The 23,305-nt window shown below is 71.2% G+C and carries 22 protein-coding genes; 12 read left to right on the top strand and 10 right to left on the bottom strand.

Annotated features, from left to right (window positions below; genetic code table 11):
- The first annotated feature begins 180 nt into the window (after positions 1–180).
- On the top strand, positions 181–1,101 hold the full coding sequence (locus CBQ26_RS19480) for an AEC family transporter (RefSeq protein ID WP_229844280.1): 921 nt from the start codon (positions 181–183) through the stop codon (positions 1,099–1,101).
- A gap of 248 nt (positions 1,102–1,349) precedes the next feature.
- Here the strand turns inward: CBQ26_RS19480 and CBQ26_RS19475 are convergent, their stop codons facing one another.
- The gene (locus tag CBQ26_RS19475; RefSeq protein WP_088250268.1) at positions 1,350–3,782 is read right to left on the bottom strand and encodes a helicase HerA domain-containing protein; all 2,433 of its coding nucleotides are present in this window, start codon (positions 3,780–3,782) and stop codon (positions 1,350–1,352) included.
- A gap of 311 nt (positions 3,783–4,093) precedes the next feature.
- Between CBQ26_RS19475 and CBQ26_RS19470 the strand changes: the two genes are divergently transcribed.
- Entirely contained in the window at positions 4,094–4,513 is a 420-nt protein-coding gene (locus tag CBQ26_RS19470) for a bleomycin resistance protein (RefSeq protein ID WP_088250267.1), read from the top strand.
- On the opposite strand, the gene CBQ26_RS19465 is transcribed toward CBQ26_RS19470, so the two are convergent.
- Positions 4,503–4,970, bottom strand: a complete 468-nt coding sequence (locus CBQ26_RS19465) for a hypothetical protein (RefSeq protein ID WP_088250266.1) — start codon at positions 4,968–4,970, stop codon at positions 4,503–4,505. The genes CBQ26_RS19470 and CBQ26_RS19465 overlap by 11 nt on opposite strands.
- Positions 4,971–5,031: 61 nt before the next feature.
- Between CBQ26_RS19465 and CBQ26_RS19460 the strand changes: the two genes are divergently transcribed.
- A complete protein-coding gene (locus tag CBQ26_RS19460; protein ID WP_088250265.1) occupies positions 5,032–5,520 on the top strand; it encodes a hypothetical protein in 489 nt (162 codons plus the stop codon).
- A gap of 17 nt (positions 5,521–5,537) precedes the next feature.
- On the opposite strand, the gene CBQ26_RS19455 is transcribed toward CBQ26_RS19460, so the two are convergent.
- Positions 5,538–6,050, bottom strand: a complete 513-nt coding sequence (locus CBQ26_RS19455) for a PaaI family thioesterase (protein ID WP_088250264.1) — start codon at positions 6,048–6,050, stop codon at positions 5,538–5,540.
- A 29-nt stretch (positions 6,051–6,079) separates the two neighbouring features.
- Between CBQ26_RS19455 and hemW the strand changes: the two genes are divergently transcribed.
- From hemW to ubiE, 7 genes are all read left to right on the top strand, one after another.
- A complete protein-coding gene (hemW, locus tag CBQ26_RS19450; protein WP_229844281.1) occupies positions 6,080–7,261 on the top strand; it encodes a radical SAM family heme chaperone HemW in 1,182 nt (393 codons plus the stop codon).
- Positions 7,262–7,384: 123 nt separating this feature from the next.
- A complete protein-coding gene (gene lpdA, locus CBQ26_RS19445; protein ID WP_088250263.1) occupies positions 7,385–8,788 on the top strand; it encodes a dihydrolipoyl dehydrogenase in 1,404 nt (467 codons plus the stop codon).
- A 385-nt stretch (positions 8,789–9,173) separates the two neighbouring features.
- Complete coding sequence (locus tag CBQ26_RS19440) at positions 9,174–9,794, top strand: hypothetical protein (protein ID WP_088250262.1); 621 nt, start codon at positions 9,174–9,176, stop codon at positions 9,792–9,794.
- A complete protein-coding gene (locus CBQ26_RS19435) occupies positions 9,791–10,408 on the top strand; it encodes a hypothetical protein (protein WP_088250261.1) in 618 nt (205 codons plus the stop codon). The genes CBQ26_RS19440 and CBQ26_RS19435 overlap by 4 nt, the downstream gene beginning before the upstream one ends.
- A 114-nt stretch (positions 10,409–10,522) precedes the next feature.
- Complete coding sequence (locus CBQ26_RS19430) at positions 10,523–11,551, top strand: Atu2307/SP_0267 family LLM class monooxygenase (protein ID WP_088250260.1); 1,029 nt, start codon at positions 10,523–10,525, stop codon at positions 11,549–11,551.
- 61 nt (positions 11,552–11,612) lie between these two features.
- A complete protein-coding gene (locus CBQ26_RS19425; protein ID WP_088250259.1) occupies positions 11,613–12,800 on the top strand; it encodes a BioF/Kbl family PLP-dependent acyltransferase in 1,188 nt (395 codons plus the stop codon).
- 70 nt (positions 12,801–12,870) lie between these two features.
- Positions 12,871–13,593, top strand: a complete 723-nt coding sequence (ubiE, locus tag CBQ26_RS19420) for a bifunctional demethylmenaquinone methyltransferase/2-methoxy-6-polyprenyl-1,4-benzoquinol methylase UbiE (RefSeq protein WP_088250258.1) — start codon at positions 12,871–12,873, stop codon at positions 13,591–13,593.
- Between the two features lie 52 nt (positions 13,594–13,645).
- Here ubiE and CBQ26_RS19415 read toward each other — a convergent pair whose 3' ends face one another.
- From CBQ26_RS19415 to CBQ26_RS19405, 3 genes are all read right to left on the bottom strand, one after another.
- On the bottom strand, positions 13,646–13,957 hold the full coding sequence (locus CBQ26_RS19415) for a TM2 domain-containing protein (protein WP_172418181.1): 312 nt from the start codon (positions 13,955–13,957) through the stop codon (positions 13,646–13,648).
- Positions 13,958–14,037: 80 nt separating this feature from the next.
- Positions 14,038–15,849: an ABC transporter ATP-binding protein gene (locus tag CBQ26_RS19410; protein ID WP_088250257.1), complete on the bottom strand. Its 1,812-nt coding sequence runs from the start codon at positions 15,847–15,849 to the stop codon at positions 14,038–14,040.
- Positions 15,850–15,918: 69 nt separating this feature from the next.
- Positions 15,919–16,689 (bottom strand): class I SAM-dependent methyltransferase, encoded by a 771-nt coding sequence (locus CBQ26_RS19405; RefSeq protein ID WP_088250256.1) that lies wholly within the window; start codon positions 16,687–16,689, stop codon positions 15,919–15,921.
- A gap of 71 nt (positions 16,690–16,760) precedes the next feature.
- Here CBQ26_RS19405 and CBQ26_RS19400 point away from each other — a divergent pair, with 71 nt between their 5' ends.
- The gene (locus CBQ26_RS19400) at positions 16,761–17,672 is read left to right on the top strand and encodes a LysR family transcriptional regulator (RefSeq protein ID WP_088250255.1); all 912 of its coding nucleotides are present in this window, start codon (positions 16,761–16,763) and stop codon (positions 17,670–17,672) included.
- Here the strand turns inward: CBQ26_RS19400 and CBQ26_RS19395 are convergent.
- The 3 genes from CBQ26_RS19395 to CBQ26_RS19385 all read right to left on the bottom strand — a co-directional run bounded on the left by CBQ26_RS19395 (position 17,656) and on the right by CBQ26_RS19385 (position 20,760).
- Positions 17,656–18,267, bottom strand: coding sequence for a c-type cytochrome (locus CBQ26_RS19395; RefSeq protein ID WP_088250254.1), 612 nt, complete (start codon positions 18,265–18,267; stop codon positions 17,656–17,658). The two genes, CBQ26_RS19400 and CBQ26_RS19395, sit on opposite strands and share 17 nt — an antisense overlap.
- A gap of 254 nt (positions 18,268–18,521) precedes the next feature.
- Complete coding sequence (locus tag CBQ26_RS19390) at positions 18,522–18,899, bottom strand: MGMT family protein (protein ID WP_088250253.1); 378 nt, start codon at positions 18,897–18,899, stop codon at positions 18,522–18,524.
- 88 nt (positions 18,900–18,987) lie between these two features.
- Positions 18,988–20,760, bottom strand: coding sequence for an N-acetylmuramoyl-L-alanine amidase (locus CBQ26_RS19385; protein WP_088250252.1), 1,773 nt, complete (start codon positions 20,758–20,760; stop codon positions 18,988–18,990).
- A 225-nt stretch (positions 20,761–20,985) separates the two neighbouring features.
- Between CBQ26_RS19385 and CBQ26_RS19380 the strand changes: the two genes are divergently transcribed.
- Positions 20,986–21,741, top strand: a complete 756-nt coding sequence (locus tag CBQ26_RS19380) for a DsbA family oxidoreductase (RefSeq protein WP_088250251.1) — start codon at positions 20,986–20,988, stop codon at positions 21,739–21,741.
- Between the two features lie 99 nt (positions 21,742–21,840).
- On the opposite strand, the gene ftsH is transcribed toward CBQ26_RS19380, so the two are convergent.
- On the bottom strand, positions 21,841–23,305 hold a 1,465-nt coding region (ftsH, locus tag CBQ26_RS19375; RefSeq protein ID WP_088250250.1), incomplete at its 5' end, for an ATP-dependent zinc metalloprotease FtsH.

Below are 23,305 nucleotides of genomic sequence, written 5' to 3'. Positions count from 1 at the left end.
CGGGTCCGCGTACGGCCCGCCTGCGGGGGCTTGACCGGGCCTGCATACCGGGTTAGACTGTTTCTATCACCGTCCGAGAAGGGCGGCTTTTCTGTTTTACCCCCACCCTGCCTGACCCTGCCCTGAGGGCCCACGCACATGCGCGGCGCGGGCGGGGCGGGCCGTGCGAGGATGTCAGGCATGCTTCAGGCGCTGGGGGACGTGCTGCTGCCGGTCATGCTGGTGGCGGGCCTGGGCGCGCTGCTGTCGTGGCGGATGCCGGTCGATCAGGGCACGGTGGCGCGGCTGACCATGTACCTGCTGATTCCGGCGCTGGTGCTGGACGTGATCCTGCGCACCCCGGTCCGCGCCGCCGAGGCCGCGCAGCTGGGCGCGGCGTACCTGCTGGTCATGGCGGCGTCGCTGCTGCTGGGCTGGCTGTGCGGACTGGGCCGCCCAGGGAGCGAGCGGCGCGCCCTGAGCGCCAGCGTGGGCATCTGGAACAGCGGGAACATGGGGCTGCCAATGGCGCTGTTCGCGTTCGGGCAGGCGGGCTTCGAACGGGCGACCGTGGTGTTCCTGGTGTCCATCGTGGCCATGTACGTGGTCGGCCCGGCCCTGTTCGGCAGCGGCGCGCGGGGCGACGCCGGGGGCGGCGGCTGGCGGGGCGCGCTGGGCGCGGTGCTGCGCCTGCCGACCGTGTGGGTGGCGGCGGCGGCGCTGCTGCTGCGGGCGCTGGACGTGACGCTCCCGCAGGGCCTGTCGCGCGGCGTGTCGCTGCTGGCCCAGGCGACGCTGCCGCTGGTGTTGCTGTCACTGGGCCTGCAACTCGGGGCGGGAGGCTGGCCGCGCCTGCATGGGCGGCTGTGGCTGGCGGCGGCGGCGCGGCTGATCGGCGGGCCGCTGCTGGGGCTGGGTGTGGGTGCGCTGTGCGGCCTGCGGGGCGAGTCGCTGGCGGTGCTGATCCTGTCGGCCAGCATGCCGACCGCCGTGAACGCCCTGCTGATCGCCCGCGAGTACGACGGGGACACGGACACGGTGGCGGGCGTGGTGCTGCTCAGCACGCTGGGCAGCGTCGTGACCATCGCGGGCGTGGTGGCCCTGCTGCCCCGCCTGGGCTGATGCATACGCCGCCGCGCTCCCGCGCCAGGAATGCCATCCAGCAGCGGATTTTTCCGGGCCGACGGTTGAACTTGACCCAGGATGCATACCGGGCTATATTGAACCTATCAGTCGAGGAAATACCTCGCAGTCAAGCAAGAATGCCGAAACAGCCGCCTGGGAAGGCGGATTTTTTGTGTCTGGTCCGGCAGCGCGGTCGCGGCCTCCCCACCTGCCGGGAGGCCGCGACCCTGTGGTTCGGGTGAGGTTCAGGTGGACGCGTCCCACGCGGGGGTCAGCAGGCCGCTGGCCGCGCGGGTGTACGGCAGCCACGCCAGGGCCACCAGGGGCACGGTCACGTCGGTACTCTTCGCTTTCACGTCCAGCTGCACGAGGTCGCTGCTGGCGGTCAGGGTCAGGGCGTCCACCTCGGCCTGCACCTGCGCCTGCAACTCCTGCAGTTGCGCCGCGACCTGCGCCAGTTCGGTCTGCGCGGCCTGCACGTCCTGCCCCTCGCGCATGGAGCGGCCCACGCCGGACACGCCGCTGCGCAGCGCGGTCGTCTTACGCCCCCCACCGAACAGCGCGCCCAGCACGCCCACGCCGACGCTCATGGCGGCCTGCAACCCGGCCTGCTGCGCCTGCGCCTGCTGCTGCTGCACCTTCCCCTGCGCGCGCACCAGTCGGTCCTGCAGGGCCGCGACTTTCGGGGCGTACTTCGCGCGGAGTTTCTGCACGGCGGCGTCCCGTGCCTCCCGCCCGGCCAGACTGGCCCGCGCCCGGAAGTCCCCCTCGGCCTCGCCCGGCGCGCTGATCAGGCCGCTGCCCGGCTCCTGCCACAGCGTCAGGGGGCGGCTGCCCGCCACGAACTTCGCCGCCTCCTTCGCCCAGCGGGCGTGGTTCTTCGCGTTCAGCAGCGCCGCCGGCACGTCCGAGAAGGTCGCGCCGTCCATGCCCGACTGCTCCAGCGTGTTCGGGTCGATGGGCAGGTCGGTCGCCCCGTCCCAGCTCACGGGAATGGGACCGTCCGTCACGTCCACCACCAGCGGCAGCACGCCCGCCACGTCCACGCGGTACTTCACCGAGGCGTACCGCACCTGCGCGACCGCCAGCAACCGCGCGTGGTACTGCACGTCCGGCGCGCTGGTGGGGACGAAGACCTCGGTGATGCCGGGCGGAACCACGGGCTTCGCCGGCGCGGATGGTTGATGGGTGATGGCCGAAGGCAAAACCCCAGCCGGACCATCTGCCATCGGCCTTCCACCATCTGCCCTCTGCCCTCTGCCATCCGCCTTCCTCTCCCCCATCAGGCGCCGGATCTGCGTGCCGGTGATCGGCCCGGCGAGGTAACTCATGGTCCAGCGGGTCGTGAACAGTGTGGGGCGGGCCTCGTGGACGTTGTGCATCAGGAACACGCGTTTGCCCAGGCCGGACAGCAGGGCGTCGAGCTGATCGCGGGTCAGGGCGTTCGGGCCGGCGGTCGCGCCCTGCAATGCCTCCAGCACGCGGGCCTTGTCGTTGTCGGTCTGGAGGCGGCCGATCATCCAGGTGCCGGCGTTGCTCAGGCCCTTGTAATCGAGGTCCACGGGGTTCTGCGTGGACAGCACGACACCCAGTCCGAACGCCCGCGCCTGTTTCAGCAGGGTCAGCATGGGCGGCTTGCTGGGCGGGTTCCCGCTGGGCGGGAAGTACCCGGCGACCTCGTCCATGTACAGCACGGCCCGCAGGCTGCTCGTGCCGGACTGCGTACGCATCCACGCGAGGGTGGCGTTCAGGAGCATCGACACGAAGAACATGCGTTCGGCGTCCCCCAGGTGCGCGACGCTCATGACCGACACGCGCGGCCTGCCTTCCGGCGTGAACAGGAAGCGGCCCACGTCCAGCGGTTCGCCCTGCGTCCACGCGGCGAAGCCCGGCGAGGCCAGCAGGTTGTTCAGGCTCATGGCCAGCTCGAAGCGTTCCTTCGGGGGGTAGAAGGCGTCCACGGGCATCACGCCGATCTGCGCGAACGGCGGCGCCTGAATCCCGGCGATCAGGCCGCCCATGTCCAGCGACCGCCCCTCGCCCCACGCCTGCCCCAGCAGGTTCGACAGAAGGACGTGTTCGCGCGACCGCAGGGGATCGGCGTCCAGGCCCAGCAATCCAAGCAGGCCCGTCACGGTGCCCTGAATGCGCTCACGCAGGGCGTCCGCGTCGTCCATGATCTCGGGGGGCGGCACGTCGAAGCCCTTCAGGACGCTGACCGGCAGGCCCGCGCTGCCGCCCGGCGTGTACACCGCGAAGTCCGCCTTCTCCCGCAGCGTCCGGATGCGCTCGCCGCTCTGGCCCCACTCGCCCAGCCCCTTGCGCCACAGCGCCGACTTCTGCGCCGCCAGTTCGTCGGCGGACACGCCTGTCCGCGCGGCCTCCGCCTCGTCCACCCACGGGCGGAAATCGCCCGGCGCGAGGTCCGGGAAGGTCAGCAGCAGGTTCCCCAGATCCCCTTTCGGATCGACGGCCAGGACCGGCACGCCGTCCATCAGGGCCTCCTCGATCAGGCTCAGGCCCAGGCCCGTCTTGCCGCTGCCGGTCATGCCGATGATCACGGCGTGCGTGGTCAGGTCCGCGCTGTCGTACAGCAGCAGTTCATCCGTCGGTTGCTTCGTGTTCGGGTCGACCGCCCTGCCCAGGTAGAACGCGCCCAGCTTCTCGTAATCCTGCATCTGACCTCCGGCCCAGCTGTGTGATGAACCCAGCATAAACACCCGGCCCGCCAGTCCGCACCAGCCCCCCCGGCGTGGGGACAGCCCATGCAGCCGCCGCATACGCGCTCGCGGAAAACCCCGACAGGCACGCGCTTTTCGGAAACCGACCCCGGAGGTTGACACGCCCTGCATACCGCGCTATTCTTTCTTTATCACCGTCCGAGAAGGGCGGATTTTTTGTTTTCAGGGTCCGGTCAGGGTCGGGACGGCGCGGCAGGTAGGCCAGCACACGCCTCCCGCAGCCCCGCCGGGCCGCTACCGTGGGTAGCATGACCGACAACCGATCCCTGGTGCCCGTAACGGAGTGGGCCGCGCTGGTGCCCGAGCTGATGGTGGGCGACCTGCCGCACAGCCTGGACGTGTACACCCGCTTGTTCGGCTTCACGCTGCACTACACGCGACCTGGGTTTGCCTCCCTGAGCCTGGGCCGGGCGCAGTGGATGCTGGAGCAGGCGCAGCCGGGGAAGGCGTGGCTGACCGGGCCGCTGGAGGTGCCGTTCGGGCGCGGGATCAACTTCCAGATCGTGCACCCGGACCTGGATGCCCTGCACGCGCGGCTGCGGGCGCAGGACTACCCGCTGTTCGCGCCACTGAACACAGAGACGTACATGGAGGGCGACACACCGCACACGCAGCGGCAACTGCTCGTACAGGACCCCGACGGGTACCTCCTGCGCTTCACGGACTGATCGTCACGCGCTGCGCGGCGATCAGGTCGTCCAGCCGGGCCAGGCGCCCGCGCAACGCGAGGACGTACACGGCCGGCGGGACCTCCTCTCCCAGGGTCCAGGCGCGCAGGTCGTGCGTCTCGCCGACGGTCAGCAGCCGGTCGAGGACGCGCAGGAGGGTGCGGCGGCCCTCGGCGTGCTCGGTCAGCAGCTCCGGGAGGGTCATGTCGGCCAGGGGCGCGGTGCGGCGCAGCGGCAGGTCGTGCAGGTGGCCTTCCAGGCCGATGCGCATTTCCATCTGCATCTTGCGTTCCATGCCGGTCGCGCCGCGCAGGGTGTCCTCGGCGCCCGCGCCCCAGGTTCCGGGCGCCAGGGTGGGGAGGGGGCGGGCGTTCAGGTCGCGTTGCACGTCGCGCGGGTCGGTGTGGCTAGCCTGCTGCCGCAGGAGATCGAGCGGATGGGCGTCGGGGGCGGTCATGCCGGACAGTCTGCCGGACGGGCGGGGCGGGAGGGGGCCGGGCTCGCCTATGCTGGGCGTCATGCAACACACCCGCACCTGGTCTGACGTGTACGGCAGTGCCCTCGCCCTGTTCGAGGGTCGCGCGGGAGGGCACGCGTGGCTGGTCGCGGCTCCCCCGTCCCTGGCGGGTGGACTGGCCGGGGAACTGGCGGGCGTGGACGGCAAGGGCCGCGTGACACTGGTCGTGCATGACGGCCTGACGCCGCTGCTGGCGGCGCTGCGCGAGGCGGACCCGCGCGGCGTGATCGTGGTGGCCCCGTCGGCCCTGTCGGGCGGCCCGGCGCTCAGCGTGCCGGAACGCGTGGTGGCGGATGCGGGCGGCGTGGAGTACCGCGAGGGCGGCGAGTTCCCCGCCTGGACGGGCGCGGACGGCGCGGGCGGCCCGGCAGGCGAATCCGCGGCCGCGTCGGCCGTCGCGCAGGCGGGCGCGGCGGTGGTCGTGGTCGGCCCGGAGAACGTGGCGGAAGCCCTGAGCGCCTGGATGGACCGCACGCCGCACGGCCGCTGACGTTCACTGGCGGGGCTTTACCGCAGGAGCAGGCAGGTGGTCGTGGCGTGCGCGTACAGTTTGCCGGTGTCGTCCACGATGCGGCCCTCGGCGATGGCGGTCTGGCGGGTGGCAGCGACGACCTGCCCGACGGCCTGCACTTCGGGGCCACCGGCGATCAGGGGGCGGACGCAGTTGAATTTCAGTTCCAGGGTGGTGTACCCGACCCCGGCGGGCAGCGTGGTGTGGATGGCGCAGGCCAGCGCAGAGTCGAGCAGGGTGGCGAACACGCCGCCGTGCACGCTGCCGATGGGGTTGTAGTGGAATTCCTGTGGTTTCAGGCGGAACACGGCGCGCCCTTCGGTGAAGTCCTCCTCGCGCAGGGGTTCCATGCCCAGGGTCAGGCCGATGGGTGAGGCAGGCAGGTCGCCGCGGGCGATGGCGCGCAGGAATTCCAGGCCGCTGAGGGTGCGTATGGCGGCCAGGGCGGGGGCGGTGTCGGCCCAGGTGTAGGTGCGCTGGCGGTCGTTCGTGAGGGGCGCGTCGGTCATCCGGCGAGGATACGCGTAGACTGCCGCGCGTGAGTGCCGACCCTGCCGCCCAGCCCAGCCCTGCCCCGGACGTGGTGCGGCACCTGTACGTGCACGTGCCGTTCTGCCCGACCATCTGCCCGTACTGCGATTTTCATGTCCTGACGCGCCGCGCCGGACTGGTGGAACGCTACCTGGAGCGGCTGGAGGTCGAGGCAGCGGCGCTGGCCGCCACGTACCGCGTCGAGCTGGATACGGTGTACCTGGGGGGCGGGACGCCCAGTTTCCTGCGGGACGCGGAGATAGAGGCGCTGGTGGGCAGCGTGCGCCGGCACCTGGGCTGGGGGCGGCTGGAGAACACCCTGGAGGTGAATCCCGGTACGGTCACGCCGGAGCGCTCGGCGCACTGGCGGGCGCTGGGCTTCGACCGGGCCAGCGTGGGCGTGCAGAGCCTGGACGACGCGACCCTTAAGTTCCTGGGCCGCCAGCACGACGCGCAGCAGGCGCGCGAGGCGGTCACGACCCTGATCGGGACGGGCTTCCGGGTAAGCGGGGACCTGATCACGGCCGTGCCGGGGCAGCCGCTGGAGGCAGACATTCAGGGTCTGCTGGACCTGGGCGTGGGGCACGTGAGTGCGTACACGCTGACCATCGAGCCCGGCACGGAATTCGCGCGCCGGGGCGTGACGGTGCAGGAGGACGACGAGCGGCGCGGCTTCGAGCAGACCGAGGCGCTGCTGACCGCGCGCGGCCTGACCCGCTACGAGATCAGCAACTACGCCCGGCCCGGTCAGGAATCCCGGCATAACCTCGCGTACTGGCAGGGGCGCACGTACCTGGGCCTGGGGCCAGGGGCAGCGGGGCACTACCCGGCGGATGGCGGATGGCAGGTGGCGGATGGGGGCGGGCCGCGCGCGGCGGACGTCCTGACGGTGCGGCGCACGAACCCGCACCTGCACGAGTGGCTGACCGGCGAGGCGGGCGAGCCGGAGGCCATCGACGCGACCGAGTTCGTGACGGACGCGCTGTTCATGGGCCTGCGCCTGCGCGCGGGCGTGAACCTGGGGGACCTGTCGCGCCGCAGCGGGCTGGACGTGCCGCAGGTGTACGCGGCGCCCATCGCGGCGAACGTGGCGCGCGGCCTGCTGACCCTGGACGGCGACCAGCTGCGCGCCACGCCCGAGGGCTGGTGGGTCCTGAACCGCGTGATCACGGACTTTCTGGAAGTCTGAACCCATCCTCTGTCGACCATCCCCCGCCCCCCTCTGTTTGACCAGTGGGAGTTGTGAATCGCGCCTGTCCAGCTATGCGGGCAGGTCAGTGACGGCTCACGGGGGCCGCGTTAGACTGACCGTATGACGAAATCCTATGACTACGACGTGCTCGTGATCGGTGCGGGTCCCGGCGGGTACCACGCCGCCATCCGCGCCGCGCAGCTGGGCCTGAAGGTCGCCTGCGCCGAACGCGACTCGGTGGGCGGCGTGTGCCTGAACGTGGGCTGCATTCCCACCAAGGCGCTGCTGCACGCCGGCGAGCAGATCGCCGCCGCCCGCCACGCCGCCGATTTCGGCCTGACCTTCGGGGAGCAGAAGCTGGACATCGCCAAACTCAACGGCTGGAAGGACGGCATCGTCAAGAAACTCACGGGCGGCGTGGGCAGCCTGTTCAAGGCGAACAAGGTCACGCACCTGACCGGGCAGGCCAGCTTCATCGACGAGCACACCGTGCAGGTCGGGGATAAGACGTACACGGCCGCGAACTTCATCATCGCGACCGGCAGCGAGCCCGCCAGGCTGCCGGGCCTGGACGTGGATCAGGAGAGAATCGTGGACTCCACGGGCGCGCTGGTCATGCCGGACCCGGTGCCCGCGCGGATGCTGTGCATCGGCGGCGGCGTGATCGGCTTCGAGTTCGCGCACGTGTACAACAACATGGGCAGCAAGGTGAAGGTCATCGAGTTCATGCCGAACGTCGTGCCGGGCGCGGACGCCGACGCCGTCAAGGAATTCACGAAGGCCATGAAGAAGCAGGGCATCGAGATCGCCGTGCAGACCAAGGCCAACCGCGCCGAGAAGAAGGCCGACGGCGTTCACGTGGAACTGGAGGACGTGAAGACCGGCGCGAAAACCGTGGAAGTCTTCGACCGGGTGCTGGTCGCCGTGGGCCGCCGCCCCCGCACGGACGGCCTGAACGCCGAGAAGGCCGGCGTGCACGTCACGGAACGCGGCTTCATTCCCGCCGACACCCGCCAGCGCAGCAACGTGCCGCACATCTACGTGGTGGGCGACGTGGCCAGCAACCCCATGCTGGCGCACAAGGCCATGAAGGAAGGACTGGTGGCCGCCGAGGTCATCGCCGGCAAGCCCGCCGAGCAGGACGCCGTCGCCATTCCCGGCGTGGTGTACACCAGCCCGGAACTCGCCTGGGTGGGCCTGACCGAGGCCGAGGCGAAGGAGAAGGGCTACGACGTGAAGACCGGCGTGTTCCCCCTGAGCGCCTCGGGCCGCGCCATGACCCTGCAGCAGACGGACGGCTTCGTGAAGATGGTCGTGGAGAAGGACACGGACCTGCTGCTGGGCGTGCACATCGTCGGGCCGCACGCCAGCGACCTGCTCGGCGAGGCCGGACTGGCCCTCGAGATGGCCGCGACCGCCAGCGACATCGCCCTGACCATCCACGCGCACCCCACCCTGGGCGAGAGCGTGCTGGAGGCCGCCGAAGCCGTGCACAAGCAGGCAATCCACATCATGAACCGCTGATACGGCCTCGGACGCGACTCGTAGAGCTGCCCCGCAGAGAAGGAGCAGCACGGGTTCCGGACGTGGAGCCGGCAGGGGCGGTGACGTTCCGGATTGTTGGCGAAACAAACGGCAGTCCGTATGAGGACAGCGGCGCAGGGCCTGTAGCGAAGGCCCAGGGGACGACAGGGCAGGTGGCTTCCGGACGGACCGGGGGCCACCTGCCTTCTGTGACCGGCGGCTGTTATCTGCGTGCCCGCTCCGTGCGTCAGATCTGCGTGCAGGGTCCGGGGGCGCCCGCTACTGTGAACATCGTATGAAGAACATGAATGTCATCCGGCTGGGTGGGGTCGGGGCGCTGTGTGCGCTCCTGACTGCCTGCCCCAGTCCCCCGCCACCCGCCCCTATGAGTCTGACCTTCACCTTCCCGGACACCCCGGCCGTGGACACGCTGCGGCTGAGTGGAGTGGCCTTCGGCGCGAACGGGCAATACCTGCAGACCATCGGGTACGGCGGGTATCTGGGAAGCCCTCCCGGCAACGTGGCGAACCGCGCGAACGTCTACCTGGACGGTTACTCGCTTCAGAACCTTCAGAAGACTGCCTGCCTGTCCCCGTTCAAGGGTGGCGAGACCGACGGGATGCGGGACGTAGTGGTATCGCCGGAGAACGTGCAGACCTGCAACGTGTACTTCGTGATCTACAACGACCTGAACCGCAACGGGCGGCCGGAAAGCACCGAGGAGCTGTACCAGACGCACTCAATCTACAGTTACGCCAGCGAGGCGTTCACGTACTCGTTCACCAGTGCGGACGGGCGCACGACCGAGAGCGGCGCGCGCCGCAAGGGCTGGTCGCTGGTGGCGCACGAGGTCCGGCACCCGTCGGCCACGCCCGGCCGGTACGTGGTGACCATGAACAGCGTGCCCGAGGCCGACGAGGGGCTGGCGGTTCGCCTGCACGAGCCGACGAACCGCCTGATCAGTCAGCGCGCCCCGCTGGGTGGCACCCCGGGCGGTGCGAAATGAAACGCGCCATGTGGATTCCGGCAGCGGCCCTGCTGGGCGCAGCCCTGACCGCGTGCGGCAGTTCGTCGGCCCCGACGGGCGGCCGGCCTCCCCTGCCCAGTGGCGTGGAGGTGCGCTTCCCGGCTGCGCCAGCCGGCGCCTACCTGTCCCTGGTGACGGACGGCGGCGAGAGCGTGTACCAGCTGGCCGTGCCCAGCGGGAAGACGGCCGTGGACGTGGACCCGCTGAAATGGATGAACCAGACGGACCGCGCCGTGGACGCCGCCACGCTGATCCCGGCGGGCGCGTCGGTGACGGTCGCCCCGGCCGCGAAGGTGCTGCTGCTGGAATGGACGATGTGGCAGGACCGCAACGCGAACGGCACGCTGGACGTGGGCGAGACGCTGCCGCTGATGACGCATGACCGCGTGGCGTACGCCAGTGCGGCCGTGACGGCGGACTTCAGGACGCTCGTGCCGGACATGCGTCAACGCTGGAATCTGGCGCAGGGCTGGACGCGCGCCGAGCACTACGTGTACCTGCCGGACGGGAGCCGCACGTACCAGCGCAGCCTGGGGACGGCGGGCCTGCAACGCTACACGCTGCACGAGCCGACGCCCGTGACCAGCCAGTAGCACGCCTTCTGCCCAGTGGCCCCCGGACCTGCCGGGGGTCTTTTCTGTGCTCTTTGCCTCCCGCTCTCAGGTGTCTCCGTACCTCTCTTTCCAAATCGATTTATAATGTGAAGCATGGAACTCGGAATCGACAGTTTCGCGGCGGTGGTGTCCGACCCGGTCACAGGCGTGACCCTCTCACCGGCCGACCGCCTCGCCAATCTGCTGGAGGAGATCGAGGTCGCCGATCGCAGCGGCGTGCATTCCTTCGGGGTGGGCGAGCACCACCGGCCCGAGTACCTGGATTCCGCGCCGTCCCTGATCCTGGCGGCCGCTGCCGCGCGAACCAGCCGCATCCGCCTGAACAGCGCCGTGACGGTCCTGAGTGCCGACGATCCTGTGCGGGTGTTTCAGCAGTACGCCACGCTGGACCTGCTGTCGCGCGGCCGGGCGGAACTGGTCGTAGGGCGCGGGTCGTTCATCGAGGCGTACCCGCTGTTCGGCCTGAACACGCAGGACTACGACTCGCTGTTCAGCGAGAAACTGGAACTGCTGCTGCGCCTGCGCGGGGACACGCACGTCCACTGGTCGGGCCGGCACCGCGCGCCGCTGCGGGGTCAGGGCGTGTACCCGCGCCCGCAGCAGGCGCAGCTGCCGGTGTGGGTGGGGGTGGGCGGCACGCCGGAGTCGTTCGTGCGGGCCGGGCGGCTGGGGCTGCCGCTGATGGTGGCGATCATCGGCGGGGACTTCCGGGCGTTCCGGCCGCTGATGGACCTGTACCGCGCGGCGGGCGCGCAGGCCGGGCACGCCCCGGACACCCTGCGGGTGGGCGTGCACGCCTTCGGCTTCGTGGGCGACAGTGACGCGGGCGCGCGGGACGACTTCTGGCCGGGGTACGCGCGGATGCTGGACACGCTGGGCCGCGAGCGGGGCTGGGCGCCGCCGAACCGGGCGCAGTTCGACGCGGCGTGTGGGCCGACCGGCCCGTACCTGATCGGCACGCCGGACACCGTGGCCGCCAAACTGCGGTTCGTGCACGCGGCGCTGGGCGGCGTGGACCGCCTGAGTTTCCAGATGACGAACGTGCTGATGCCGCACGCGCGGATGCTGCGCTCGGTCGAACTGCTGGGCCGGGAGGTCGCCCCGCAGGTCGCGGAGCTGTAGCGAGCGGGGGGCGTCCCCGGCTCACGGACGGCGGGGGGGCGCCGCGCCTAGACTCGGGGGTATGGCCACTTCCCTGTCCGACCGTCTGACCGCCGAACTGTCCGGCCTGCGCGAGAGCGGGCTGCTGATCCACCCGCGCGTGCTGGACAGCGCCAGCCGCGCCCGCACCCGCGTGGACGGGCGCGAGGTCGTGAACCTCGCCAGCAACAACTACCTGGGCTTCGCGGACCACCCGGCCCTGAAGGCGCGGGCCGCCGAGTACCTGGAACGCTGGGGGGCGGGCGCGGGCGCGGTGCGCACGATCGCCGGGACGCTGCGCATTCACGAGGACTTCGAGTCGCAGCTGGCGGCGTTCAAGCACACGGGCAGCGCGCTGGTGCTGCACAGCGGCTTCACGACCAACCAGGGCGTGCTGGGCGCGCTGCTGCGCGAGGGTGATCTGGTCGTCAGCGACGAACTGAACCACGCCAGCATCATCGACGGGCTGCGCCTGACCAAGGCCACCAAGAAGGTGTACAAGCACGCCGACCCGGACGACCTGGAACGCCTGCTGAAAGAGCACGACACGGACGGCCTGAAACTGGTCGTGACGGACGGCGTGTTCTCCATGGACGGCGACGTGGCCCCCCTGGACCGACTGGTGGCCGTCGCCCGCCGGTACGGCGCGGTCACGTACGTGGACGACGCGCACGGCAGCGGCGTGATGGGCGAGGCGGGGCGAGGCACCGTGCATCACTTCGGCTTCGAGTACGCCGACGACGTGATTCAGGTCGGGACGCTCAGCAAGGCCTGGGGCGGCGTGGGCGGCTACGCGGCCGGACACGGGGACCTGCGCGAGTTGCTGATCAACCGCGCCCGCCCGTACCTGTTCTCGACCGCGCAGGCGCCCGCCACGGTGGGCGCGCTGGCCGCCGCGCTCGACGAGGTGCAGCGCGACCCCACCCTGATGGAACGCCTGTGGGAGAACACCCGCTACTTCAAGGCGGAGTTGCAGGGCCTGGGCTTCGACATTTTCGGCAGCACCACGCCCATCACGCCCGTCATCTTCGGCGAGGCGACGGCCGCGTTCGAGGCGAGCCGCCTGCTGTTCGACCGGGGCGTCTTCGCCGTCGGTCTGGGCTTCCCGACCGTGCCGCGCGGACTGGCCCGCATCCGCAACATCGTGACCGCCGAGCACACCCGTGACGACCTCGACCACGCCCTCCAGGCGTACGCCGAGGTGGGCCGCACGCTGGGCATCATCTCCTGATCCGCACGGCGGGCGGGACTGGCGCAAGGCTTCCCGTCTGTCCCGCCCGCGCGCCGCTATGATCGCGGGTATGACGAACCGGCCGCCGGTGGGCGACAAGCAGGACAAGGGCAAGGACGTGCAGGCCATGTTCGCCAGCATCGCGCCCCGTTACGACCTTCTGAACCGCGTGCTGAGCCTCGGCGTGGACCGGGGCTGGCGCCGGGCGGCGGCGCAGGAGGCCCTGGCCCTGAATCCGGCGCGGGTGCTGGACGTGGCGACCGGCACGGCGGATTTCGCGCTGGAACTCAAGACCCGCGCCCCGCAGGCCGAGGTGATCGGCAGTGACTTCGTGCCGCAGATGCTCGCCATCGGCCGGGAGAAGGCCGCCGCGCGGCACCTCGACATCCGCTTGGAGGAAGGGGACGCGCTGAACCTGCCGTACCCGGACGGGAGTTTCGACACGGTGACCTGCGCGTTCGGGTTCCGGAACTTCGCGGATTACGCGCGGGGCCTCGCGGAATTTCACCGTGTGCTCGCGCCAGGCGGGCGGGCGGTGATTCTGGAGTTCCCGCCACCCCGTCCGGGCCTGCTGGGCAGCCTGTTCCGGGTGTACTTCCAGCATGTGCTGCCGCGCATCGGCGGACTGATCAGCGGGAACGCGGGCGCGTACACGTACCTGCCCGAGAGCGTCCTGGCCTTCCCGGAACCCGAGCGACTGGCGGGCCTGATGCGCGCCACGGGCTTCCGCACCCGCTACCGCCTGCTGACCTTCGGCATCGCCGCCATTCATGTGGGGGACAGGCTCAAATAGTTCAGTGGCGCGGCCTGTTCTGCGCCGCGCCACTGATGAAGTCAGGTTGGAGTCAGCTGCTGACCATAGCCAGTTTCATCATCTCGTGAGCCGGAACACCCATGGTCACTGACAGGCGCTGTGCAATTTCCATGTTGGCGCTCTCGACTTTCTTCTGGTGGGCGATTGCGTCAATAAGTGCAAGAATCGCGGGAATGAACGTCCAGCAGAAGAGTAGGTACAGAACTCCTGCAGTCGTATTGCCGACGTAGAATTGATGGACACCCAAGCCGCCCAGAAGAAGCGCAAGGATAAGGTACGTGGTCTTGTCCTTCTTCTGGGACATGAACATTTGTTGTGCGACGGCCGTCTGTTCTGTGGTCATGAGTTCAGGCGAGAGGGTTGCGATTTGTGAGCTTGCCTCATGTGCATTACCCCTAATGGGTGTATTGGCCGCCCTGACCTTCAGGCCAGCGCGGGTTCCGCCTGGTCCTCGTACTGGCGGGCCTGGAGGTCCCACAGGTCGGCGTATTCGCCGCCGCGCGCGAGGAGGGCGGTGTGGGTGCCGTCCTCGATGATCTGTCCGGCTTTCATGACGAGGATCCGGTCGGCCATCAGGACGCTGCCGAGGCGGTGCGTGACGAGCAGGGTGGTGCGGCCGCGTGCCAGGGCGGCGAAGGTGTCGAACACTTCGGCCTCGCTGCGGGGGTCGAGGGCGGCGGTGGGTTCGTCGAGGATCAGGATGCGGGCGTCTCTGTACAGGGCGCGGGCGGTGGCGAGTTTCTGCCACTGGCCGCCGGAGAGGTCCGCGCCGCCGAACGCCTGCCCGAGGCGGGTGTCGAGCGTGCGGGTGTCCGTCAGGACGGTGTTCAGGCCGCTGCCCTGCACGGCGGCGTTCAGGCGGGCGTCGTCCTGCGGCTGCCCCAGGAGGACGTTCTCGCGCAGCGTCCATTCGAAGCGGGCGAAGTCCTGGAACACGGCGGCGACACCCGCGCGCCAGTCGTTCAGGTCGAGGTCGCGCAGGTCGGTCTGTGTGGCGCCCGTGCCGATCAGGATGCGGCCGGCGGTGGGGTCGTAGTAGCGCAGGAGCAGTTTGATCAGGGTGCTCTTGCCCGCGCCGTTTTCGCCGACGATGGCGACGGTCTGCCCGGCGGGGATGGTCAGGGTCACGTCCCGCAGCGCGGGCGGCTGGTCGCGGTACGCGAAGCTCACGTTTTCCAGGGTGATGGCGCCGTCTGCGGGCAGCGGGCGCGGCTGCGCGGGGCTCTGCACGCCGCCGGGCGCGTTCAGGAAGGCGTGCAGTTTGGCGAACCAGTTCAGGTGCTGCGTGCCGTTGCTGCTCAGTTCGGTCAGGCGGCTCAGTTCCTGGCGCAGGGCGGCCAGCGCCGTGATCACCAGTGCCACGCTGCCGGCCCCGACCCGCCCGGCCTGTGCCTGCGCGACCACGAATGCGAACAGACCCCCGGTGACCAGCAGCGACAGCGCCTCGAAGGGCAGCAGGGCCAGCAGGCCGCGGGTGCGCTGGGCGCGCAGGGTGTCCTGGTACGCGCGGGTCCGGGTCAGCGCCTCGCGTTGCAGGTGTGGTGCGAGGCCGTACAGGCGGACCTCCTTGGCGTACTCGTGGCGCAGCGCCACGCGGGACAGGTAGTTCACCTCGCGCGCCTCGGGGGTGTTCTGGATGAACAGGCTCCAGCCCAGCCGGTAGAACTGCATCTGCCGGGACAGCAGCGGCAGCAGCCCCGCCACGACCACCAGCGGCACCCACCACCCGACCAGCAGGAGGGTGGCCGCCACGCTGACGGCCGCCACCAGCCCGCGCAGCGCGTACACCAGCGTGGACAGCAGGTTCAGCGGCCGGTGACTCGCGCCGCCCTGGAGCACCTCGATGTCATCGTGGAACTGCGGGTCTTCCAGCACGTCCAGACCCTGCAATTCGGTCATGCGGCGCATCAGGCGCTGGTTCACGTGCAGGGTGTAGTGGTCGGCGGCGACGCCCTGCATGACCTGCGTGAGGGTCACGGTCACCTGCGTCAGCAGCGCCGCGCCGACCCACGCGACTGCCAGCGCCGGGAGGTTCACGCTCTGCCCGGCCAGCAGGCCGCTCACGCCGTCCACGGTCCACTTGCCGATCAGGATGGTCACGGCGGGCAGCGCGCCCTGCGCCGCGCCGCTCAGGAACAGGCCCGCCGTGACGAGCGGCTGGGCGCGCCACAGGTCCGGCAGGGTCAGGCGCAGGGTGCGCCACAGGTCACGGGCAGGCAGCGAGGACTGGGTCACGAGATACGCAGCGTACGGCAACGCACCCGGAGTGCGGGCCGCAGGTGCGCTTGACGGGCGCGGGGGCGGTCAGCGACCGTGGCGGTCCAGGCGCACGACCAGCATGGGTTCGTGGTGCGCGGTCAGCTGACCGTTCCCATCCAGGATCAGTCCCGCCTCCTGCGCCTGCGCGCGGCCGAGGGTTGCGGCGTGGGCACGCAGCGCCGCGACCGTGGTGGGCGTGCAGCCGCTCTGGGCGGTCCACCACCCGAAGGGCAGCCTGTACGGCGCGACCTCGTGCGTGGTCCAGGTGAATCCGGCGGCGGCGCTCAGAGCCTGCCAGTCCTGTATGGGCCGCTGCGCATGATGACTGGGGTCACGCAGACGCTGATACGTGTCGGTCCAGGCCTGCAGGTCGGGCGTGGGACTGATCTGATCGGCGATCACCAGCCGCCCGCCGGGCCGCAGGACCCGCCACGCCTCCGCTAGGAAGCGGTCCAGGTGCGTGAAGTGGTGGGGGGCGTGCCGGGACGTGACCAGCGTGAAGGTTCCGTCCGGGAACGGCAGGGCCTCGGCGTCCCCGGACCTGAAGGTGACGTTGCCCAGTTCCTCGCGGGCGGCCCGGTCGCGGGCGTGGGTCAGCATGGCCCCGGCCACGTCCACCCCGGTCACGGCCTGCACGGACGGAGCCAGGGCCAGCGCGGTGTTGCCGGTGCCGGTCGCCACGTCCAGCGCGCGGTCCTCGCGGCTGGGCGCGGCGAGGCGCAGCAGGACGGGCAGGCTGGGTCCGGCGCGGTGGACCTCGCTGGTGGCGTAGCGGTCGGCGTGGGCGTTGAACTGCGCGGCGCTGCGGTCGGTCATGCCCGCATGGTGCGCCCCCACCCGCCCGGCGCGCCAATCACGCGGGGCAGGTGGGGGTATAACGGACGCTGATGGCCTCGCTGGAACTGTTCCGGGTGTTCGTGGCGGTGTACCGCGCGGGCAGCGTGAGCGGCGCAGCCCGTGAGCGGCACCTGACGCAGCCCGCCGTGAGCGCGCAGATCGCGGCGCTGGAGGCGCGGGTGGGCGAGCCGCTGTTCCGGCGCACGCCGCGCGGCATGCAGCCGACCGAGCGGGGCAAACTGCTGTACGCGCAGGTGGCCGCGGGGGTCGATCAGCTGCACGCGGCCGACCGGACCCTGCGGGGGCGCGTCCCCGGAACGGTGCCGCTGCGGGTGGGCGGCCCGGCGGACGTGCTGCGGGTGCTGCTCCCGGCCCTGACCGGCAGGCTGCGGGAAGGAGACACTGGCCCGCTGCACCTGACGTTCGCAGCGGACGCGGCGCTGCTGGCCGGGCTGCGCGAGGGCAGCCTGGACGCAGTTCTCGTGGACCGCGTGCCCGAGGACCGCGCGCTGCTGGGAACGCCGGTCGCGGACGTGCCGTTCACGTTGATCGTGCCAGGGAACTGGGAGGCGGCCCCCGCCGACCGGGCGGCGCTGGGGGGGTGGCTGAACGCCCGCCCGTGGGTGAGTTACAGCGTCGAGGTCCCCACCACCCGCCGCTGCTTCGTCAGCGTGCTGGACACACGTTTCGCGGCGCAGGCCGCGCTGACCGCGCCGGATCTGACGGCGGTCGTGCAGGCGGTCGGGCTGGGCGTGGGGGCCAGTCTGGTGCCCCGCTGGGCCGCCCTGGAGGCCCTGAGGTCCGGGCAGGTGGCCGAGGTGCCGGGCCTGGGCGGCGCGATGCCCTCCGCCCGCTGGGCCCTGCTGACCCGCGCGGCGGATGCGGACCGCCCGGACCTGCAGGGCCTGACCGGGGCGCTGCGGGACCGGGCGGCGGCGCTGGGGGTCAGTTCAGGGTCTTGATGTACGCCTGGAGGTCCGCGATCTGCTCGTCGCTGATCTGCGTCTCGGCGTAGCGGGGCATGGCGGCGCTCAGCTGACGGTCCGGCGTCTTGCCTTCCCGCAGGGTGGCGGTGAACTGAGCGAGCGTCCAGCCCTTGGGGCCGTCCTCGCCGACCAGGCTGGGGCCGATCTGTCCCTGACCGTTCGGGCCGTGGCAGGCGGCGCAGTTGCCCACGTACACGGTCTGCCCGGCCTCGGCGTTCCCGGCGGCGGCTTCCGTCGCGGCATCCCCGGCGGCCTCCTCCGTGGCCGCCTCGCCCGAAGCGGCCTCGCCCTCACCCTCGGCGCTGGCCTCAGCGGCGGCGCCTTCCTGCTGCATCCCACCCTCCGGCTGCCCGGCCGTGCCCTGGCTGGCGGCCTCCTGCGCACCGGCCGATTCGGCCTGCGCGGCCGCGTCGCGGGTGGTCGCGCTGGTGGTGGTCTCCTCGGCGGTGGTGGCCGGGGCCATCAGGCGGGGCGTGGCGATCAGCAGGGTCACGCCCAGCACCAGTCCGGCCGTGACGCCCAGCGCCCAGGAGGTCACGTCGCCCGCTTCGCGTTGCGTTCGTCTGTTCATGATCCGAGCATACGACCGGCCCGCCGGGACATGTGGGAGGGCAGGCCGGTGGTTTCCTTCATGCCCGGACGTGAGCGGCGGCCCGGCCCGACACGGTTATACGGATTCCGATTGAATGGGCTGCAAGGCCCGTTCAATCCGAGCGGATGCGACTCGTAGAGCTGCCCCGCAGAGAAGGAGAGAAACGGGTTCCGGACGTGGAGCCGGCAATCCGGTGCGGTTCCGGATTGTTGGCGAAACAAACGGAATCCGTATTACAGCAGCGGTGCGGGCGGGGCGGCGCGGTCCTCGGGCGGCCACCACTGCCGCGCGGCGAGGTCGCAGCGGCCCGTGGCGTCCAGCGGCACCCCCTCGGCTCGCAGCAGCGCCTCCTGCATGTCTCCGAACCCCACCTTGTGGGTGCTGACGCGGCCCTGCGCGTTGATCACGCGGTGCCAGGGCAGCCCGGTGCCGTCCGCGCTGACGCCGCCCACCAGCGAGTTCATCACGAAACCCGCCTGCCGCGCCGCGCCGGGCTGCCCGGCCAGCAGCGCCAGCTGCCCGTAAGTCATGACGTGGCCCTCGGGAATGCGGGCCACCAGGGCCAGCACGCGGTCACGGAAGGCCGGGGCGATCTGGGCGGGGTCGGTCATGCCCCCCATTGTGCCGCAGCCGGAAGGCCCTCACCGCCGCGCGCCGCAGGACGCGGGCTGCGCCCCGGCGTGGACCTGAATCCGGCCGTCAGCGGGAGGTGCCGGCCAGCGGGTCGCTGCTGGCGTCGGCGTCGGCGGTCACGCCGCTGACGAGCGCCTCGCGGATGCCCTGCGCGATGCCCAGCGCCACGCGGTCGATGTAGTGGCTGTCCGTCAGGTTCTGACTGTCGACCGGGTGGCTCAGGTACCCGACCTCGACGAGCGCGGCCGGCACGCGGCTGTTGCGCAGCACGCTCAGGGACTGGGTGTTCTTCAGGCCCCGGTTGAACGCGCCGGTCTGGGCAACCATGTTGCTCTGAAGCAGGGAGGCCAGGGCGCTGCTGCGCGGGTGGTTGGGGTTCCACCACGTCTCGATGCCGTAGCCGCGCAGGGCACTGACGGCCTCCAGAGCGTTGACGTGGATGCTGACGAACAGGGCGGTGCCGGGGGTGCCGAGCGCGGCGCGCAGTTTCAGGTCGGTGTTCTTGTCCGGGTGCAGTTCGCGGTCGCTGTCGCGGGTCAGGACGACGTCCACCCCGGCGGCCGTGAGCAGGTCACGGACCCGCAGGGCGATGTCGAGGTTCACGGCCTTCTCGGTGATCCGTCCGACCGCGCCGGGGTCGCGGCCCCCGTGTCCGGGGTCGATGACCACGCGGGGTTTCACGAAACTGGCGCTCAGGGCCAGCAGGGCGGTGCCGCGCGTCGCCAGGACCGGCGGGACGGCCGTCACGACCCGCTCGGCGGGCAGCAGCGGGGTCAGGTCGGCCATGGCGGGCGACAGGTCGATGGCGAGGCGGTGCAGGTCGCCGCTGGCGGGCGGCAGCAGCTGGGCGCGCCAGCCGCTGCGGGCGGTGGTGGGCGCGGCGGTCAGCAGGGTGACCACGCCGCCCCCGGCGCGGGGTTCGGAACGCCACTCGCGCAGTTCCGGGCTGGCGTTGCGTTCGCCCTGCGCGGTGACGTTCAGGCCGGTCAGTTCGATGCTCAGGCCGCTGGGGCCGGGCGTGATGCGGTAGGTCGCGCCGGGCGGCAGGTCCAGCACCACGCGGGTCTGGCCGGGGCTCTTGCCCAGGCGGGGCGGGGCCAGCAGGTCGCCCCTGGGTGTGCCGGGAACGCGGCCGGTCAGGGCGCTGGGGCGGGCGGTATCGCCGCCGGGCAGGGCGGGGGCGGGCGGCAGGACCTTCCCGCCGGACTGGACGGTGTCGCCCGGTGGCAGCGCGGCCGGCAGCGACGCGGCGGGCAGCGGCGTGCCGGGGCCGTTCAGGACGGCCTGCGCGGCGGGCGTGACGGGCGCGCTGGTCAGGACGCGGCTGCCGGGCGCGCCGCCCGTGACGCCCGCGCCGATGTCGATGATCAGGACGCGGCTGCCGGTGGCGAGGGTGGCCTCCTGCGCCTTCCAGCCGTCGTTCAGGGACAGCGGGAAGGGCGTGAACAGCGTGGCCTGTCCGCCGCCGGCGCGGTACTCGGTGACGCTGCTGCCCAGCGCCGTGGTCACGGCGGGCTGCACGCGGGCACCCTGCACGTCCACGCGCAGGCCCGTGAAGGTGGGGGTCAGGGAGTACGTGACCCCGGCGGGCAGGTCGAACACGACGCGGGTGGCGCTGCCCTGGCTGCTGGCGCGCGGCGAGCCGAAGGTGGCGTTCTGCACGCCGGGCAGGGTGATGGGCGCGGTGGGGGCGGCGGTCGCCTGGGCGGTCACGCTGGGCCGGCCGGCGGCCGGAGCGGTCCGCTGGAAGGGGTCGGTGGGGGCTGCGGTCTGGGCCAGTCCTGAACCCGCGCCTGCCAGCAGCAGAGCAGATGAAAGGAGGATGACAGGCAGCTTCATGTTGACCCGTACTCTACCTGCGGGGCGTGAGAATTGAGGTCAGGGCCTCATTCGCCGGAAAGGGGGAGCGCAGCCGGTCTGGGACGGCGTTTTCCGGGCGGTCGGTTGCCGTCTGGAATGCCCGGAGCGGCGCGGCGTCTCATGGTCCGGGGGGGTGTGGGCGGCGGCCTGGGCCATTGTGCGCCAGCTCTCGCTTTGTTTTGTAAAGCATGGGAGAATGGGGGCATGACCGCCTCCTTCCAGCCCTCCAGCCCCGACAAGATCCGCGTGGACATCTGGTCCGACATCGCCTGCCCCTGGTGCTACGTCGGCAAACGCCGCCTGGAAAGCGCCCTGGCGCAGTTCCAGCACCGCGATCAGGTCGAGGTCGTCTGGCACTCCTTCGAACTCGACCCCACCACCCCCCCCGAACACCCCCTGAGCATGCGCGACGGACTGGCCCGCAAATACGGCCGCAGCGCCCAGGACGCCCAGGGCATGATGGACCACATGACCCGCGTCGCCGCCGACGAGGGCCTGGAATACCACTTCGAACGCACCCGCATCGGCAACACCTTCCTGGCCCACCAGCTGATCCACCACGCCGCCACGCACGGCCGCCAGGACGCCATGAAGGAACGCCTGCTGCGCGCCTACATGAGCGAGGGCGCGCTCGTCAGCGACCTCGACACCCTGGTCCGACTGGCCAAGGAAACCGGCCTGGACGGCGCCGAGGTCCGCGCCGCGCTGCTCGACGGCCGCCACGCGCACGCCGTCCGCCAGGACGAGGCGCAGGCGCAGGCCCTGGGCATCAGCGGCGTGCCGTTCTTCGTGCTGGGCGGCAAGTACGGCGTGAACGGCGCCCAGGACCCGCAGACGCTGCTGGGCGCCCTGACGCAGGTCTGGGACGAAACCCACCCCGCCCCCCTCCAGATGATCGGCACCGACACCCCCGCCGACGGTTGCGAGGACGGCCAGTGCGCCGTCCCCGGACAGAACTGAACGACAGGCAGGCCCAGGGCAGATAGCAGATGGCTCAAGGCAGATGGCAGAGGCGTGAATTCGCCATCTGCCATCTGCTTTCTGCCATCCGCCTGCGGCCTACGCGGGTCCCGGCGTGAGTTTCCCGGTGGGGACGGCCGATTCGGTGGGCCGCAGGTCCGGGTTCAGGGGCGGGAGGGTTCCGCCGGCCAGGACGGTCTGCACGTCCTCGCCGCTCAGGCTCTCGCGGGCGACGAGTTCGTCGGTCAGGCGGTGCAGGACGTGCGCGTGTTCGCCCAGCAGGTCCAGCGCCCGGCGGAATTCGCCGTTCAGGATGCGGCTGACCTCGGCGTCGATGGCCTGCGCGGTGTGGTCGCTGTACGCGCCCTGCTGCGGGCCGTACCCCAGGTACGAACCGCTGTCCTGCGCCAGGGCCAGCTGCCCGACGCTGCTCATGCCCCACTCGGTCACCATGCGCCGCGCGATGCCGGTCGCCTGCTGGAAGTCGTTGGCGGCGCCGGTCGTGACCTGCCCGGTCGCGACCTGTTCGGCGGCGTGCCCGGCCAGCGCCACGCAGATGCGGTCCAGCAGGGCCGCGCGGGTGTGGTGCATGCGGTCTTCCGGGGTGTACAGCGCGCTGCCCAGGCTGCGGCCGCGCGGCACGATGGTCAGCTTGTGCGCCTTGTCCGCGCCGGGCAGGAGCTGGGCGGCGAGGGCGTGTCCGACCTCGTGGTACGCCGTGACCTTCCGGTCCGCCTCTCGCACCACCAGCGACCGCCGCTCCGGTCCCATCAGCACCCGGTCCCGCGCCTCGTCCACGTCCCGACCCACGATCCGCGTCCGCCCCGACCGCGCCGCCTGCAACGCCGCCTCGTTCAGCAGGTTCTCCAGGTCCGCTCCCACCATCCCCGCCGTCCGCCGCGCCACCACGCCCAGGTCCACCGACGCGTCCAGCGGTTTCTTCCGCGCGTGAATCCGCAGGATCTGCTCGCGGCCCCGCACGTCCGGCGCGTCCACCACCACCTGCCGGTCAAACCGCCCTGGGCGCAGCAGCGCGGCGTCCAGCACGTCCGGGCGGTTCGTGGCGGCCAGGATGATGACCTCCTGCCCGCTGGAGAAGCCGTCCATCTCGACGAGCAGCTGGTTGAGGGTCTGTTCGCGTTCGTCGTTGCCGCCCTGCATGTTCACGCCGCGTTTGCGGCCGACGGCGTCGATCTCATCGATGAAGACGATGCAGGGGGCGGCCTTGCGGGCCTGTTCGAACAGGTCGCGGACCCTCGCGGCGCCGACACCGACGAACATCTCCACGAAGTCGCTGCCGGAGATGCTGAAGTAGGGAACGCGGGCCTCACCGGCGACGGCCTTGGCCAGGAGGGTCTTGCCGCTGCCCGGGGGGCCGACCAGTAAGACGCCGTGGGGGATGCGGGCGCCGAGCTGGTGGTACTTCTCGGGGTGGCGGAGGAAGTCGACGACTTCCTGGAGGTCCTGCTTGGCCTCGTCGCAGCCGGCGACGTCAGTGAAGTTGAGTTTGATCTGGCCCTCGCTGATCACGGCCGCCTTCGACTTCCCGAACGTCCCCGCCGCG

It is taken from the genome of Deinococcus indicus, from assembly GCF_002198095.1.
In the GTDB taxonomy this organism is placed as follows: Bacteria; Deinococcota; Deinococci; order Deinococcales; family Deinococcaceae; genus Deinococcus; species Deinococcus caeni.
The sequence above is the reverse complement of the archived record's forward strand: the minus strand, read 5'-3'. Positions and strand labels throughout refer to the sequence as shown.